Origin of the sequence: uncultured Azohydromonas sp. (assembly GCF_937926365.1) — a bacterium.
Lineage (GTDB): Bacteria > Pseudomonadota > Gammaproteobacteria > Burkholderiales > Burkholderiaceae_C > Azohydromonas.
Map to the genome: position 1 here is coordinate 1 of NZ_CALAOH010000219.1, position 15637 is coordinate 15637.

Annotated in this window: 17 protein-coding genes; 6 read left to right on the plus strand and 11 right to left on the minus strand. The window is 71.1% G+C overall.

All coding sequences use genetic code 11. From position 1 onward, the window contains the following. The coding region (locus tag Q0741_RS24150) for an Rne/Rng family ribonuclease (protein ID WP_298235747.1) at positions 1-1682 on the minus strand (1682 nt) is incomplete at its 3' end. A 639-nt stretch (positions 1683-2321) separates the two neighbouring features. Here Q0741_RS24150 and Q0741_RS24155 point away from each other — a divergent pair. The 6 genes from Q0741_RS24155 (at position 2322) to Q0741_RS24180 (ending at position 7471) form a co-directional block, all read left to right on the plus strand. Continuing rightward, positions 2322-3254, plus strand: a complete 933-nt coding sequence (locus Q0741_RS24155; RefSeq protein WP_298235748.1) for an RluA family pseudouridine synthase — start codon at positions 2322-2324, stop codon at positions 3252-3254. A gap of 38 nt (positions 3255-3292) precedes the next feature. Continuing rightward, positions 3293-3955: an HAD family hydrolase gene (locus Q0741_RS24160; protein ID WP_298235749.1), complete on the plus strand. Its 663-nt coding sequence runs from the start codon at positions 3293-3295 to the stop codon at positions 3953-3955. After that, positions 3948-4370 (plus strand): Rieske 2Fe-2S domain-containing protein, encoded by a 423-nt coding sequence (locus Q0741_RS24165; protein ID WP_298235750.1) that lies wholly within the window; start codon positions 3948-3950, stop codon positions 4368-4370. Before Q0741_RS24160 ends, Q0741_RS24165 begins: the two co-directional genes overlap by 8 nt. Before the next feature lie 92 nt (positions 4371-4462). Further along, positions 4463-5368, plus strand: a complete 906-nt coding sequence (locus Q0741_RS24170) for a S49 family peptidase (RefSeq protein WP_298235789.1) — start codon at positions 4463-4465, stop codon at positions 5366-5368. 97 nt (positions 5369-5465) lie between these two features. Beyond that, positions 5466-6143, plus strand: a complete 678-nt coding sequence (locus tag Q0741_RS24175; protein WP_298235751.1) for a response regulator transcription factor — start codon at positions 5466-5468, stop codon at positions 6141-6143. Then, positions 6140-7471, plus strand: coding sequence for an ATP-binding protein (locus Q0741_RS24180; protein ID WP_298235752.1), 1332 nt, complete (start codon positions 6140-6142; stop codon positions 7469-7471). Before Q0741_RS24175 ends, Q0741_RS24180 begins: the two co-directional genes overlap by 4 nt. Here the strand turns inward: Q0741_RS24180 and Q0741_RS24185 are convergent. The 10 genes from Q0741_RS24185 to pqqA all read right to left on the minus strand — a co-directional run bounded on the left by Q0741_RS24185 (position 7458) and on the right by pqqA (position 15440). Beyond that, on the minus strand, positions 7458-8096 hold the full coding sequence (locus Q0741_RS24185; RefSeq protein ID WP_298235753.1) for a hypothetical protein: 639 nt from the start codon (positions 8094-8096) through the stop codon (positions 7458-7460). The genes Q0741_RS24180 and Q0741_RS24185 overlap by 14 nt on opposite strands. Beyond that, on the minus strand, positions 8093-8881 hold the full coding sequence (locus Q0741_RS24190) for an SDR family oxidoreductase (protein WP_298235754.1): 789 nt from the start codon (positions 8879-8881) through the stop codon (positions 8093-8095). The genes Q0741_RS24185 and Q0741_RS24190 overlap by 4 nt, the downstream gene beginning before the upstream one ends. After that, positions 8878-9546: an iron-containing redox enzyme family protein gene (locus Q0741_RS24195; protein WP_298235755.1), complete on the minus strand. Its 669-nt coding sequence runs from the start codon at positions 9544-9546 to the stop codon at positions 8878-8880. The genes Q0741_RS24190 and Q0741_RS24195 overlap by 4 nt, the downstream gene beginning before the upstream one ends. 17 nt (positions 9547-9563) lie before the next feature. After that, positions 9564-11024, minus strand: coding sequence for an AMP-binding protein (locus Q0741_RS24200; protein ID WP_298235756.1), 1461 nt, complete (start codon positions 11022-11024; stop codon positions 9564-9566). Further along, positions 11021-11659, minus strand: coding sequence for a thermostable hemolysin (locus Q0741_RS24205; RefSeq protein WP_298235757.1), 639 nt, complete (start codon positions 11657-11659; stop codon positions 11021-11023). Before Q0741_RS24205 ends, Q0741_RS24200 begins: the two co-directional genes overlap by 4 nt. 468 nt (positions 11660-12127) lie before the next feature. Then, the gene (gene pqqE, locus Q0741_RS24210) at positions 12128-13297 is read right to left on the minus strand and encodes a pyrroloquinoline quinone biosynthesis protein PqqE (RefSeq protein ID WP_298235758.1); all 1170 of its coding nucleotides are present in this window, start codon (positions 13295-13297) and stop codon (positions 12128-12130) included. Further along, positions 13297-13581: a pyrroloquinoline quinone biosynthesis peptide chaperone PqqD gene (gene pqqD / locus Q0741_RS24215; RefSeq protein WP_298235759.1), complete on the minus strand. Its 285-nt coding sequence runs from the start codon at positions 13579-13581 to the stop codon at positions 13297-13299. The genes pqqE and pqqD overlap by 1 nt, the downstream gene beginning before the upstream one ends. Further along, positions 13578-14327, minus strand: coding sequence for a pyrroloquinoline-quinone synthase PqqC (pqqC, locus tag Q0741_RS24220; RefSeq protein ID WP_298235760.1), 750 nt, complete (start codon positions 14325-14327; stop codon positions 13578-13580). The genes pqqD and pqqC overlap by 4 nt, the downstream gene beginning before the upstream one ends. Before the next feature lie 33 nt (positions 14328-14360). Next, positions 14361-15281 (minus strand): pyrroloquinoline quinone biosynthesis protein PqqB, encoded by a 921-nt coding sequence (gene pqqB, locus Q0741_RS24225; RefSeq protein WP_298235761.1) that lies wholly within the window; start codon positions 15279-15281, stop codon positions 14361-14363. Positions 15282-15365: 84 nt separating this feature from the next. Further along, positions 15366-15440, minus strand: a complete 75-nt coding sequence (gene pqqA, locus Q0741_RS24230; protein ID WP_156901272.1) for a pyrroloquinoline quinone precursor peptide PqqA — start codon at positions 15438-15440, stop codon at positions 15366-15368. Positions 15441-15637 lie beyond the last annotated feature (197 nt).

Here is a 15637-nt window from a genome sequence, read left to right on the forward strand (position 1 = left end):
GCGGGAGCGGGCGCGGGGGCCGGGGCGGGGGCGGCCACCGGAGCCGGCGCGGGGGCCGGCTTGGGCGGCGCCATCGGGGCGGGCGTCTCGGGCAGGATGCCCTTGATCACCGGCTCCTGCTTCGGCTTGGTCTTCTCGCGCCGCGTGATCCCGACCTCGTCGTCGGGCTCCTCGATCATCGTGTAGCTGGCCTGCAGGTTCTCCAGGCGCGGATCGTCGTGGCGCAGCCGCTCCAGCTTGTAGTTGGGCGTCTCCAGGTGCTTGTTGGGCACCAGCAGCACCGTCACGCGCTGCTTGAGCTCGATCTTGGTGATCTCGGTGCGCTTCTCGTTGAGCAGGAAGCTCGTCACCTCCACCGGCACCTGCACGTGCACGGCGGCGGTGTTGTCCTTCATGGACTCCTCCTGAACCATGCGCAGGATCTGTAGCGCCGAGGACTCGGTGTCGCGGATGTGGCCCGTGCCGTTGCAGCGCGGGCAGGTGATGTGGCTGCCCTCCGAGAGCGCCGGGCGCAGGCGCTGGCGCGAGAGTTCCAGCAGCCCGAACTTGGAGATGGAGCTGAACTGCACGCGGGCGCGGTCCTGGCGCAGCGCGTCGCGCAGCCGCTGCTCGACCTCGCGGCGGTTCTTGGACTCCTCCATGTCGATGAAGTCCACCACGATCAGCCCGCCCAGGTCGCGCAGCCGCATCTGGCGTGCGATCTCGTCGGCGGCTTCGAGGTTGGTGCGGGTGGCGGTCTCCTCGATGTCGCCGCCGCGCGTGGCGCGCGCGGAGTTGACGTCGATGGCCACCAGCGCCTCGGTGTGGTCGATGACGATGGCGCCGCCGGAGGGCAGGTTCACCGTGCGGGCGAAGGCCGTCTCGATCTGGTGCTCGATCTGAAAGCGGCTGAACAGCGGCGCGTCATCGCGGTAGCGCTTCACACGCGGTGCCATCTCGGGCATCACGTGGTTCATGAACTGCTGCGCCTGCTCGTAGATGTCGTCGGTGTCGATCAGGATCTCGCCGACGTCCGAGGTGAAGTAGTCGCGGATGGCGCGGATGACGAGCGAGCTCTCCTGGTAGATCAGGAACGCGCCCTTGCCCGCCTGGGCGGCGCCGTCGATGGCGCTCCAGAGCTTGAGCATGTAGTTGAGGTCCCACTGCAACTCGGCCACGGTGCGGCCGATGCCGGCGGTGCGGGCGATGAGGCTCATGCCCTTGGGATGGTCCAGCTGGTCCATCGCCTCCTTGAGCTCCTCGCGGTCCTCGCCCTCGATGCGCCGGCTCACGCCGCCGCCGCGCGGGTTGTTGGGCATGAGCACCAGGTAGCGCCCGGCCAGGCTGATGAAGGTGGTCAGCGCCGCGCCCTTGTTGCCGCGTTCTTCCTTTTCCACCTGCACCAGGAGTTCCTGGCCTTCGCGGATCACGTCGCTGATGCGCGCGTTCTTGACCTCGGCGCCTTCCTTGAAGTACTGGCGCGAGATCTCCTTGAACGGCAGGAAGCCGTGGCGGTCCTCGCCGTAGTCGACGAAACAGGCTTCCAGCGAAGGCTCGACGCGCGTGACGACGGCCTTGTAGATGTTGCCTTTCCGCTGCTCGCGGCCTTCGATCTCGGTTTCGAAGTCGAGCAGCTTCTGGCCGTCGACGATGGCCAGCCGCCGCTCTTCGGGCTGCGTGGCGTTGATCAGCATGCGCTTCATGGGCACTCCCGCGGCCGCTCCACGCAGCCGCCTCTCTTTAGCAGCGCCGCCCATGTCCTCCATGGGCGGCTGTCCGATGCACGAGAGAACGTGGAAGAAGCGTCGGTCAGGAATCGCCCGGGGCCGCCATCAAGCAGGTGCCTGGCACGGCAGCGGGGCTGCGTGCGGCACAACAGCAAAACAAGCACCGAAGACGCATCTCCGCGGCCCGTCGCTACCGGCGACAGGCAGGCCGGTGGCGACCGCGCCGGTATCCCGGGGTCGCTCAACGGTCAGTTCGAGGGGAGACGGCGACAACATGCGCACGGTCACTGGACGCGGGGACAAGGCCCTGCAGGCCTCGCACCCTTGAAAACCTTGTTCGGTCCCTGCCACACGGCAGGGGGGTTGCTTCTTCTACGGTGTCTCTTCCGCTGTACCGGGCCGGCTGCCGGGTCACTTGGGGACCGGGCCCGCCGCCGGGCAATCGCGTTGCATCACCGGGTTTTTGCGCTTGCGCGCAGCCGGTGCATGTTGCAGTGCCAGTAAACTCTGAAAAATCAAGCACTTACAACACACATGGGCCGACGCATTATAGGCGCCAATTCCGCAGCCACGCAGCCGGCTGTCAAGACCCCGAACGTTGCGCCCGCCCCGAGCGTGCAGCGTCTCACGGTGGACGAGGGCTCGCAGGGCCAGCGCCTGGACAACTTCCTGCTGCGCGTGCTCAAGGGCGTGCCCAAGACGCACGTCTACCGCGTCATCCGCTCGGGCGAGGTGCGCATCAACAAGGGCCGCGCCAGCGCCGACACGCGGCTAGAGATCGGCGACGAGGTGCGCGTGCCGCCGGTGCGGCTGCCCGCGCCCACGGCCGCGCCACCGGTGCCCGCGCGCGAATTCCCGGTGTTGTTCGAGGACGAGCACCTGCTGGTCATCGACAAGCCCGCCGGCGTGGCCGTGCACGGCGGCTCCGGCGTGAGCTTCGGCGTGATCGAGCAGCTGCGCCGCGCGCGGCCCGGGGCGAAATTCCTGGAACTGGTGCATCGGCTGGACAAGGAGACCTCCGGGCTGCTGCTCATCGCCAAGAAGCGCAGCGCGCTGACTTCGCTGCAGGACCAGTTCCGCGCCCGCGACACGGGCAAGACCTACGCCGCACTGGTGGCGGGCGCCTGGCCGGAGAAGAAGAAGGTCATCGACGTCGCTCTTCATAAATACCTCGACGCCGCCGGCGAGCGCCGCGTGCGTGCCGTGGACGCCGACCACGCCGAGGGGCGCCGCTCCATCTCGCTGGTGCGCATCGTCCAGCGCTTCCAGAAGTTCACGCTGCTGGACGTGACCATCAAGACCGGACGCACGCACCAGATCCGCGTGCACCTGGCCAACGAGGGCTGCCCGATCGCGGGCGACGACAAGTACGGCGACTTCGCCCTCAACCACGCCCTGGCGCGCGGCGAACAGGTGCCGGGGCTGCGTTTCGAGCGCATGTTCCTGCACGCGCGGCGCCTGGCCTTCGACCATCCTGCCACCGCCCAACGCATCGAGCTCGAAGCGCCGCTGCCGCCGGAGTGCGTGCGCCTGCTGGAACATCTCTGACGGCCAAGCCGCCGCCATCAACCCTGCTTCACGCCCCCATGAACCTGCCTCGCCGCTTTGATCTGATCGTCTTCGACTGGGACGGCACGCTCTTCGACTCCACGGCGCTGATCGTGCGCTGCATCCAGGACGCCTGTGCCGACCTGGGCGTGCCGGTGCCTTCCAACGAGGCCGCGGCCTATGTCATCGGCCTGGGGCTGCAGGACGCACTGCGCCAAGCCGTGCCGGGGCTGGAGCCCGCGAGCTATCCGGCGCTGGCGCAGCGCTACCGCCACCACTATTTCGCGCGCCAGCACGAGCTCAGCCTCTTCGAGGGTGCGCTGGAGATGCTGCAGGCGCTCAAGGCACGCCACCACTGGATGGCCGTGGCCACCGGCAAGGCCCGGCGCGGGTTGGACGAGGCGCTGGCGCATTCGCAGCTCGCGGGCATCTTCGACGGCACCCGCACCGCCGACGAGACCGCCTCCAAGCCCGACCCGCGCATGCTGCTGGAGCTCATGCGCGAGTTCGGCGCCGAGCCCGAGCGCACGCTGATGATCGGGGATACCACGCACGACCTGCAGCTGGCGCTCAATGCCGGCACGCCCAGCCTGGCCGTGAGCTACGGCGCGCACTCGCACGAGGCCTTCGACGCCTACGGGCCGCTGGCGGTGCTGCACTCCACGGCCGAGCTGCACCGCTGGCTGATCGACCATGCCTGAGCCAGGGCCGGCTGCCGAGACCACGCCGCTGCGCCTGTGCGCCGGCGCCGACCTGGCCGAGAAAGGCAAGGCGCTGGTGTTCGACGTGCTGCTGTGGGGCCAGCCCGCGCGCGCCTTCGCGTTGCGCTTCGACGGGCGCGTGGTGGCCTACATCAACCGCTGCGCCCACGTGCCGGTGGAGATGGACTGGCAGCCCGGCGAGTTCCTGGACAGCAGCCGGGAGTGGATCCTGTGCTCCATCCACGGCGCGGCCTACGAGCCGGCCACGGGGCGCTGCGTGGGCGGACCGTGCGGGCGAGGGCGGCTGCGGGCGCTGCGCGTCGAGGAACGGGGCTCGCAGGTGTATTGGTATCCTTGTGCGGCCGTCCGGCCGCCCTTGCCGGCTGAACCTTCTGCAGAGAGCTCCCCACCATGAACGACGAAGCCCGGCCCGGCGATGTGCCGGATACACCGCCCACGCCGCCGCGCGAGGCCGCCCCGCCGCCGCGCGCGAGCTACGAGGCCGTGATGGAACAGGTGGCGCGCGAGTTCGTGCGTGAGCGTCGCAGCGAGCGGCGCTGGCGCATCTTCTTTCGCCTGGCCTGGCTGGGCCTGTTCCTGGCCATTGCTTGGGCGCTGCTGGTGCAGCGCTCGCACGTGGCCGGGCCCAGCGGCGTCCCGCACACGGCGCTGATCGAGGTGCGCGGCGAGATCGCCGTGGACACCGAAGCCAACGCCGAGGACATCGTCGCCGCGCTGCGCACCGCCTTCGAGGACCGTGCCGCGCAGGCCGTGGTGCTGCGCATCAACAGCCCCGGCGGCTCGCCGGTGCAGGCCGGGATCATCAACGACGAGATCCGCCGCCTCAAGGCACTGCACAAGAAGCCGGTCTATGCCGTGGTGGAGGAGATGTGCGCTTCCGGCGCCTACTACATCGCCGTGGCTGCCGACGAGATCTTCGTGGACAAGGCCAGCCTGGTGGGCTCCATCGGCGTGCTCATGGACGGCTTCGGCTTCACCGGGCTGATGGACAAGCTCGGCATCGAGCGGCGGCTGCTCACCGCGGGCGACAACAAGGGCATGCTCGACCCCTTCTCGCCGCAGAACCCGCAGCAGCGCGCCTTCGCGCAGGCCATGATCGACCAGATCCACCAGCAGTTCATCAAGGTCGTCAAGGACGGCCGCGGCGAGCGGCTCAAGGAAACGCCGCAGACCTTCTCGGGCCTGTTCTGGAACGGCGAGGACGCCGTGGCGCAAGGCCTGGCCGACCACTTCGGCAACCTCGACCACGTCGCGCGCGAGGTGGTCAAGGCCGAGGAGGTCATCGACTACACGCCCAAGGAGAACGTGGCCGAACGCCTGGCCAAGCGCTTCGGCGCAGCCGTCGGCGCCGGCGCGGTGCGCGCGCTGCAGACCTCGGTGCAGCTGCGCTGAGCCGCGGTCGCCGCCACGAGGTCCGGCCAATGCGGGGACACGCCATCGACGCGGCCGGGAGGCCCGAAGGCCTCGGGCTGGGCCAACGCCGCCAGCCATGCGTTTGCTGATCGTCGAGGACGACGCCCAGCTCGGCGAGGCGCTGGCCGCGGGCCTGCGCCAGGTCGGCCACACGGTGGACTGGTTCCGCGACGGAGCGCAGGCCGACGCCGCGCTGGACGCCACTGACTATGACGCGCTGGTGCTCGACCTGGGCCTCCCTGGCGCCGACGGCATGGAGTGGCTGCGCCGCTGGCGCGGGAAAAGGAATCTGGCGCTGCCGGTGCTGATCCTCACCGCGCGCGACGGCGTCGAGCAGCGCATCGCCGGCCTGGACGCCGGTGCCGACGACTACCTCATCAAGCCGATCTCGATCGACGAGCTCGCGGCCCGGCTGCGTGCCCTGCTGCGCCGGGCCACGGGCCGCACCCAGGAGGTGTGGACCCACGGCGCGCTGAGCTACGAGCCGGCCACGCGGCAGGTGCTCTGGCGCGGTGCGCCGGTCAGGCTCACCGGCCGCGAGCTCACGCTGCTGGAAGTGCTGCTGATGCATCCGCAGCGCGTGCTGTCCAAGGCGCAGTTGCGCGAGAAGCTCTACGACTGGGACGACGCCGGGCCCGAGAGCAACGCGCTGGAGGTCCACGTGCACAACCTGCGCCGCAAGATCCATCCCGGCGTGGTGCGCACGCTGCACGGCGTGGGCTACGCGCTCGGCGCGGCCGAAAGCTTGACGTGAGCCTGCAGCGGCGGCTGCTGGTGGTGCTGCTGCTGTGCGCCCCGCTGGCATGGGCCGTCGCGCTGCTGGTGTCGGCCAACCGCACGCGCCACGAGGTCAACGAGTTCTTCGACACCAACATCATCCGGCTCGCGCGCCAGGTGCAGGCCACGCTGCGCAAGGCCGATGCCGCGGGGGCACCGTCCTCGGCGCAGGAGGGCCCTTCGGGCGAAGCCGATCTGCGCGACGCCGCCATCGCGGTCTGGAATGCCCGGGGCGAGCTGCAGATGGTGGACCGCGAAGGCGCGCGGCTGCCCTACCGGCCCGACGCCGCCGGCTTCGTCGAGCTGACGCTCGACGGCGACGCGTGGCATGTGTACTACCTGCAGTCGCCGCGCGGCGACTGGCTGGTCGCCGCCGGGCAGCGCGGCTACGAGCGCGACGAGGTGGTGTGGAACCTGGTCTTCAGCCACCTGCTGCCCTGGCTGCTGGTGCTGCCGGTGCTGCTGGGCGCCATGGCCTGGGGCGTGCGGCGGGCGCTGGCACCGGTGCGCGGCCTCACGGCCGAGCTGCGCTCCCGCAACGCCGACGACCTCCAGCCCGTGCCCGTGGACCACGCGCCGCGCGAGCTGCAGCCGTTGCTGGCGGCCATGAACGGGCTGTTCGCGCGCGTGGAGGCCACACTGGCGCGGGAGCGGCGCTTCACCGCCGATGCGGCGCACGAGCTGCGCACACCGCTGGCGGTGCTGCGCGCGCAGTGGGATGTGCTGCGCCGCGCCGCCGATCCGGCCGAGCGCGAGCAGGCCCAGGCCCGCCTGGGCGCCGGGCTGGACCGCATGGACCGGCTGGTGACGCAGATGCTGGCGCTGTCGCGCCTGGAGGCCACCGAGCGGCTGCCGCGCAGCGCGCCGGTGGCGTGGGTGCCGGTCGTGGAGCAGGTCATGGGCGACGTGCTGGCACTGGCCGAGCGGCGCGACATCGAACTGGCCTGCCACTGGCCGCCGGCGGATGCGCCGGCCTTCCCGCTGCAGGGCGACGTCGACCTGCTGGCCGTGCTGCTGCGCAACCTGCTGGACAACGCCGTGCGCTACGCGCCGCGGGGCTCCACGGTGGCGCTGTACTTCGACGCCGGGGAGCTGCGCGTGGAGAACGACGGTCCGCCGCTGCCGGCCCAGGTGCTGCAGCACTTGGGCGAGCGCTTCCATCGCCTGGACGGGCAGGCCGAGAGCGGCAGCGGCCTGGGCGTGTCGATCGCGCGGCGCATCGCCGCGCTGCACGGGCTGGCGCTGGCACACGGCACGCGCGCGGACGGCCGTGGCGTGGTGGCGCGGCTGTTCAGGGCGCCTTGACCTTGGCCAGCAGCGCGCGCGCCTCCTCGCGCCGGCCGGTGTCGGCGATCTGGCGGCCCGGCCGCGGCGGCGCCTGCAGCGCCCGCTCCAGGTACGGCGTCGCCTCGTCGGCGTGCTTGGTTTCCACCAGGTACTCGGCGTAGAAGAAGTTCGGGTCGATGCCCTTGGGATTGATCGTCAGCGCCTTGCGCAGCAGCTCGCCAGCCTTGGCCTTGTCGCCAAAGCCCAGCGGCCAGCCCGGCACCTTGTAATAGAGCACGCCCAGGCTGTTGTAGGCCGAGCCGTCGAGCACGTTGCCGTCGATCTGGATCGCCTGCTCGTACAGCGCCTTGGCCTGCTTGGCCAGGGACAGCGCGCCCAGGCCGCCTTTCTCGCCGGCCCAGGAGCTGACGATGATCCCTTCCCACACCAGCGGCTCGCTGCGGCCGGGGAAGCTCGCGCTGACCTGGTGCGCCTTGGCCGCCAGGGCCTCGAAGCGCTTCTCGCGCTCGGCGGCCGGGGTCTGGTAGCGGATCACCTCCCAGTCGTGCTGAAGCTCGGTGACGGCGTCGTCCACGGGGGCGGCGGTGGCCAGGACGGGCAGTGCGCCGCACAGGGCCAGCAGGCCCGCAAGGGTCTTGTTCATGAGGGTTTTCTTTGGGACAGCGGTTGGGAAGGGAATGCCTGCAGGCTGCGGCGGTGCTGGCGGAAGGAGCCGTCGAACAGGGCGCCGAGCAGGCCGTTCAGGCGCACGGCCAGGCGCTCGGGGAAACCGATGAAGCGCTCCGCGGCCTCGCTCTCGATGAGCGCCAGCAGCGCCGCGGCGACCGTCTCGGGGCTGTCCATGGCGGTGCCGGTGGCACGGTTGTAGGCCTCGACCTCGGCGTCGTTGAAGGCGGTGCGCGTGCTGCGCGGGCCCAGGATCTGCACCCGCACCGGGGTGTCGGCCAGCTCGCGCCGCAGGGCCTCGGCGAAGCCGTGCAGGCCGGCCTTGCTGGCGCCGTAGACCGAGAAGCCCGGCAGCCCGATGCGTCCGAGCGCGGAGCCGACGAAGACGAGCTGCGCGTACCGCTGGGCCAGCAACTGTGGCAGCAGCGCCTGCGTCAGCCGCATCGGCGCGAGCAGGTTCAGGTCCAGGACTTCGTCCATGCGCGACGGCGGCATCCCGGCCAGGGCGCCGAAGCCCGGCACGCCCGCGGCGTGCACCACGATGTTGGGCTGCCACTGCGCAGCGGCCCGGGCCACGGTGGCGATGCCATCCTCCCGCGCCAGGTCAGCCTGCACCCAGGCGGTGCCCATGGGCAGCGCCGGCATGGCGGAGCGTCCGACCCCCATCACCGCGGCGCCGGAGCGCAGCAGCGTGCGCGCCATGGCCTGGCCAATGCCGCCGCTGGCGCCGGTCAGCAGCACCCGCGCTTCGGCGGCTTTCATGCCGCCTCCGCGACGGCGGGCAGCGGCAGGCCGCGGAAGACGTCGCCGTACAGGCGGAAGAAGGCGCGCGCGGCGTGCACGATGGCGGCCTGGTCGCGCGGGTCGCCGATGCGGTCCATCAGCCGCGCGAAGTGAGCGGTGTGCTCCTGGTCCAGCGTGCCGTGGGAGCGCAGGTAGCTGAAGGCGGCATCGGGCAGCCGCAGCCGCAGTTGGATGGCGTCGGCCGCGCGCAGCGCCAGCGCCACGCTGGTGCCTTCGAGCACGTGCACCATGCCGAAGAAGCCCAGCGGGTTGCCTCGCGCGATGGTGTCGTAGGCGTAGGCCACCATCACCTCGGTAGCGTGGCCCGGCGCGCCGTGGCGCACGGCCTCGGCGTCGCCGCCGCAGGCCGTGATGTCGTTCAGGATCCATTCGTCGTGCCCGGCCTCCTCGGCGATGTACTCGTCCAGCGGGCCGCGCAGCCAGTCGTGCCGCGGCGGCAGCGCCGCGCGCGTGGCCTGCAGCAGCGGCACGGTGTGGCGCACGTGGTGGTAGGCCTCGCGCAGGAAGGCCTGGTAGCTCGGGAGGGAGACCTCGCCGCGCAGGCAGCCCTGGATGATGGGCACCTCCAGCAGCGAGCGGCGCGCGGCGTCGGTCTGTTCCAGGAGTTGGGCGAAAAAGCTCATGGCGGTCGGCTGTCGGTTCAGGCAGTGGCGGGTGTGGGGTTGTCGGCGGTATCAGCCGGTGCCGGGAGGTCCAGCGTGTCGGCATGGCGGCGCAGGATCGCTGCGCGCAGCGGCCGGCCGTTGGGGGTGGACAGGCCCGAGGCGGCGTCGAAGGCGGCGCGGGCTCGGGTCCAGCGCGCGACGCGGGCGTAGTCGGGCAGGGTGGCGTTGGCGGTGTCCACGGCCGCCTGCAGCGCCGCCTCGGAGGCCCGTGGATCCAGCGGCCACAGCACGGCGCTGAGCGCGGGCTGGCCGTCGCCGAAGACCACCGCCTGCGCCACGGCTGGGTGGCTGCGCAGCGCGGTCTCCACCCACTCCGGCGACACGTTGCGGCCGAAGGACGTGATCAGCACGTGCTTGCGGCGCCCGCGCACGTGGACGTAGCCGTCGGCATCGATGTGGCCGAGGTCGCCGGTAGGCCACCAGGGTGGCACCGGGGAGGGATCGCCCAGGTAGCCGCTGAACAGGCTGCCGCCGACTTCCAGCTCGCCGTCGGCCGCGACACGGAGGCGCGCATGCGGCAGCGCGCGGCCGGCGCTGCCCGGGCGCTGGGCGCCGGGCAGGTTCAGCGTCTGCACCGAGGCGCCTTCGGACAGCCCGTAGCCCTCGCAGGCCGGGATGCCCAGCGCCTGCGCGGCGTGCAGCAGCGGCTCGCCCACCGCGGCGCCGCCCACGGCCACGAGCCGCAGCGAGTCCGGCGCGCGCCGGCCGCTGCGCTGTAGCTCGCCGCACCAGGCGCGCAGCATTTGCGGCAGCAGGATCAGGCTGTGCGGCCGGTGGCGCTCGACCACGCCCTGGAAGCACGCGGCGTCGAAGCTCGACGAGCCCGACAGTCCCAGCGCCTGCAGCGGCAGCGTCACGCAGGTGGCGCCCTGGGCGAGCGGCGCCATCAGGCCGGCGATGTTCTCCAGCAGCACCGCGAAAGGCAGGGCGTTGAGGTGGCGCTCGATGCCCAGTGGCGCCGTGGCCTCGGCCAGTCCGCGCGCGACCCGCTGCATCGCGTCGGCGCCCAGGCACACGCCCTTGGGCGCACCGGTGGTGCCGGAAGTGAAGGTGATCTTGGCCGTGCCCGGCGGCAGCGTGACCGGCGCCGCGGGCAGCGGCGCCTGCAGCAGTGTCTCGCCGGCGACCTGGACCGGGTTCCAGGGCAGCGCCGGCCAGCCCGCGGCCAGCATCGGCAGGGCCAGCAGCGTGTCCACGCCGGCGGCGGCCAGGGCATGCCGCATCTGCTGCGGCGTGAAGAACAGGGGCAGCGGTACGTGCACCACGTCCGCGCGCAGCGTGGCCATGTCGAGCGCGACGAAGGCCGGCGTGTTGTCCAGCACCGAGGCCAGCACGCGCGTGCCGGCCTGGCGCAGGGCTGCCGTGGCCGCGTCGATGGCGCGCTCCAGCTCGACCGCCGGCCAGGCGTGGTGCCCGTCGTCCAGTGCCGGCCTCATGCAGGGTCTCCGCGGCGGGCCAGCCCCTGCAGGGCCAGCTGCAGCTGGCCCGCCACCACCACCGGGCTGTGCTCGTAGTAACGGCCCCAATCGGCGGCCTGGGTGCCCAGGGCGGCCGGATCGGCCCGGCCCAGCGCCATTTGCGCGATGCCCAGCCGCACGAACAGGTGCCGCAGCTCCCGCGTCAGCGTGCAGACGCCCCACTGGAAGCCGCAGGCGGCCAGGTGCGGGCCGATCTCGCGGATGAGGCGGCGGCCTTCGCCGGCACGGCTGGCCGCCAGGTGGCCCAGCTCCACGATGCTCGCGCGCTGCGGCGCGGCGCCGGCGTGGCGCTCCAGCAGCGTCTCGACCGGCGCTTCCAGGTAGTGCTCCAGGAACAGCGGCCCCTGCGCAGCCGAGCGGTAGCCCGCAGCAGACACTACCTCCCCGCTGGCGGGGTCCCGCAGGCTCACCAGCACCGGCGCGAAGTGCCGCACCCGGGCCCCGTAGCGGCGGCGGTAGACCTCGTGGATGAAGGCCTCGACGGCGTCACGGCCGGCCGAGTCGGGACCATGGACCCGCAGGCCCGGCCGCCTGGCCGGGGCGCACATCGAAGGATCCGCCGGCTCCCGCGGCGGTAGGGACAGGGACAGCACACATGCTCCTCGAAAGACGCCGCGCGGCGCGGCGGAGACTTCTTCGTGGGCGTGATGCTGGGGAAGGGGGATGAAGGAGGAATTAAGGGAGGCGGGCGCGGTGAGTTGGCGCCTTCTTACTTAATGGGTTGGAGCGGGCGTCGTCGTAAGTGCGAAGGGGCGTGGGTGTCCAGGAAAATTTCCGCGCCGTGGCATCTCGTGAGCCAAGCCGTTTCGCCTCCTGCTTCGTCACTCCCGCGAAGGCGGGAGTCCATGCGGCCCCCAAGCCGCCGCAAGCAGATCGGGTGGAACGTCGGGGCTCAGGTCCTGGTTCGCAGCGTCCAGGCTTCGTGCTGACGTGGGACCGCCTGGATTCCCGCCTTCGCGGGAATGACGGAGTCGTTGGCGAGGCAGCTCAGCTCCCGGCCAACGTCCAGCCACTTTCCCCGGACAGCAGTGAGCGAAGGCCAGGGGCGTGGAATGAGACTGTCAGCGCACCCCCGCCGGCGTCAGCCGGCGCGAATTGACCGGATCCCGGAACACCAGTGGCTGTTCACGCACCGGCGCCGGTGCGCCGCTTTCGGCGCGCTGCACCGCTTCCTGCACCAGGTGGTGGTGCGGACTCTTGGCACACACCGGGTCGGCGGCCTCGGCGTCGTGGGCGATCAAATAAGCCTGGCAGCGGCAGCCGCCCAGGTCCTGTTCCTTGTGCTCGCAGCTGGCGCAGGGCTCCTTCATCCAGCCCGTGCCGCGGTAGCGGTTGAAGCCCTCGGAATCGAACCAGGCCGCGCGCAGCGAACTCTCGCGCACATTGGGAAAGCTGAGGCCCGGCAGCATCTTGGCGGTGTGGCAGGGCAGCAGGTCGCCGTCGGGCGTGACGGTGATGAACATGTTCCCCCAGCCGTTGACGCACTTCTTGGCCCGGCCCTCGTGGTAGTCCGGCGCGACGAAGAACAGCTTCATCCGGTCGCCCAGCTTCAGGCGCCAGGCGTCGGTCACGGCCTCGGCGCGCCGCAGCTGCTCGCGCGTGGGCAGCAGCTGCTCGCGGTTGAGGAAGGCCCAGGAGTAGTACTGCGTGTTGGCCAGCTCCACGTACTCCGCGCCCAACTCGTCGGCCAGGGCGATGATCGGGTCGATGTGGTCGATGTTGAGGCGGTGCAGCACCACGTTCATCACCATCGGCCAGCCCTGTTCCTTGATCAGCGCGGCGACGCGGCGCTTCAGCTCGAAGGTCTTGGTGTGCGAGAGGAAGTCGTTGACTTCCCTGGTCGAGTCCTGGAACGAGAGCTGCACGTGGTCCAGCCCCGCCGCCTTGAGCGCCCGGGCGCGCTGGGGCGTGAGACCCACGCCCGAGGTCAGCAGGTTGGTGTAGTAGCCCAGGCGGTGCGCCTCGGCGACGAGATCTTCCAGGTCCTCGCGCAGCAGCGGCTCGCCGCCGGAGAAGCCGCACTGCACGGCACCCAGCTCGCGGCCCTCGCGCAGCACGCGCAGCCACTCGGCGGTGGACAGCTCCTGATCGTGCCGGGCGAAATCGACCGGGTTGTAGCAAAACACGCAGTGCAGCGGGCAGCGGTACGTGACCTCCGCCAGCAGCCACAGCGGCGGGCCGGGGCGCGCCGCGGCCAGCGCGGCGCTGGTGGCGGGCAGGGGCGATGACATCAGGCGGCCTCCCACTCCAGCCAGCGCTGCTTGCCGGCAATCTCCATGAAGGCCACCACGTCCTTCTCCAGGCCCTGCATGCCGAAAGCCTGCTCCAGCTCCTCGACGATCCGCGCCACGCTGCGCGTGCCGTCGCAGCGCCTGAGGATCTCGCCGCCGCTCTGGTTGAGTTTCACCATGCCTTCCGGGTAGAGCAGCACGAAGCAGTTCTGGACTTCCTCCCACTGCAGCCTGAACCCGCGGCCGATGCGCGGGCTGCTTTCCAGCGGCGGCGCGGCGTTCACGTGTTGACTCCGTAACGCTGCGCCATGGCGTCGTTCATGGCCCACAGGATGTCGAGCTTGAACTGCAGGATCTCCAGCGCCCGCTCCTGCAGCGCGCGGGTGTTGAAGTGGTCCAGCGTGATCGCCAGGCCCTGCTCCACGTCGCGCCGCGCCTGGCTGACGCGGTTGCGGAAGTAGGTCAGCCCCTCGGCCTCGATCCATCCGTAGTGCTGCGGCCAGGTCGCCAGGCGCTGCTTGTGGATCTCGGGCGCGAACAGCTCCGTCAGCGAGGAGCACACCGCCTCCTGCCACGGCGCCTTGCGCGCGAAGTTCACATACGCGTCCACCGCGAAGCGCACGGCCGGGACGAGATGGCGCAGGTCCTCGACCTCCTTGCGGCTCAAGCCCACGGCCTGCGCCAGCCGCAACCAGGCCTCGATGCCGCCCGGGTCCTTGATGCCGCCGATTTCAAAACCGTCGTGGTCCAGGATGCGCTGCACCCAGCCGCGGCGCACTTCGCGGTCGGGGCAGTTGGCCATCACGTTCGCGTCCTTCACGGGAATCGCGATCTGGTAATAGAACCGGTTGGCCACCCAGCCCCGCACCTGCTCCGGCGTGGCCTTGCCGGTGTTGAGCATCACGTTGAACGGGTGGTGGATGTGATAGCTGCGTCCGCGCTCGCGCAGCTTGGCTTCGAACTCCTCGCGGCTCCAGGCCGGGCGGTCGTCATGGGCGGGGGCGGCTTGGTACAGGATGTCGGCGCGCATGATGGGTCTCCGTTGTCGTTGTGTTGTTGAGGCTCAGAGGTCGAGGGTCATGCCGTCCTCGCACACGGTGATGCCCGCGCGGTCGAGCTCGGCGCGCTCGGCCGAGTCCTCGTCGAGGATGGGATTGGTGTTGTTGATGTGGATGAGCAGGCGGCGGGTGGAGGGGGGCAGCTTGTCCAGCCACTCGACCATGCCGCCCGGGCCGCTCTGCGCCAGGTGGCCGATGTCGCGCGCGGTCTTGCGGCTCAGGCCCAGGCGCTGCATCTCGTCGTCGGTCCAGAAGGTGCCGTCCACCAGCACGGCGTCGGCCTGGTGCATGGCGTCGAACACCTGCGCGTCGATCTCGCCCAGGCCCGGCGCGTAGAACAGCGTGCGCCCGCTGCGCGGGTCCGTGACCAGCAGCCCGATGTTGTCGCCTGGCTCCGGCGCGTCACGGTGCGGCGAGTAGGGCGCGGCCTTGCTGGAGAGCGCAATGGCGCGGAACACCAGCGGCGCCAGCCCCGGGATCTCGAAGGCCGAGCCGTCGGGCTGGATGCGGTGGCGGTCCACGCCGCAGTAGTGCGTGAGCACGCGCAGCACCGGGTTGCCCTCGCTCAGGTCCTGCGCCACCGGGTCGGTGCACCACAGCGGCAGCGGGCTGGTGCGCTCGCGCAGCATGAACAGGCCCGTGGCGTGGTCGATCTGGCCGTCGATGAGCAGCACCGCGGCGATGGCGCTGTCGCGCAGGCTGCGCCCGGGCTGCAGTGCCGGCGTGGCCTTGATCTGCTGGAGGATGTCCGGCGAGGCGTTGAGCAGCAGCCCGTCGGCGCCCGCGTCGGGCTGGATGAAGAGGGAAGACTGCGTGCGGGCCTTGGCGCGCACGGTGCCGGCGCGCTGTCCGGCGCAGTTGCGGCAGTTGCAGTTCCACTGCGGAAAGCCTCCGCCGGCGGCGGAGCCCAGGATGGTGATGCGCATGGCGTCCCGTGATCCCGTGATCTGGATGTGCGCGGGGCGGCACGGCTCGCACCGTGCCGCCCCGGCTTGGTCGCTGTCAGTCGATCAGCGAGCCGCCACGTACATCGTGATTTCGAAGCCGAAACGCAGATCGGTGGCGGTAGGGGTCGTCCATTGCATGCTCAGGTCTCCTTGTGGTGGCGCGGCGCCTTGTGAGTCTTGGAGCGTCCGCGGGAACGTCGTTCCAGGCGCCATCGTCTCGCCGACGGCCGGTGCGCCACAGGCGGGAGGTCTGGAATCGCGCCTCATGAAAATCATGAATCTGCGGCGGACACCCCGCGCCGCGCCGGGGTGCTTGCCGTGGCCGATACCATCGC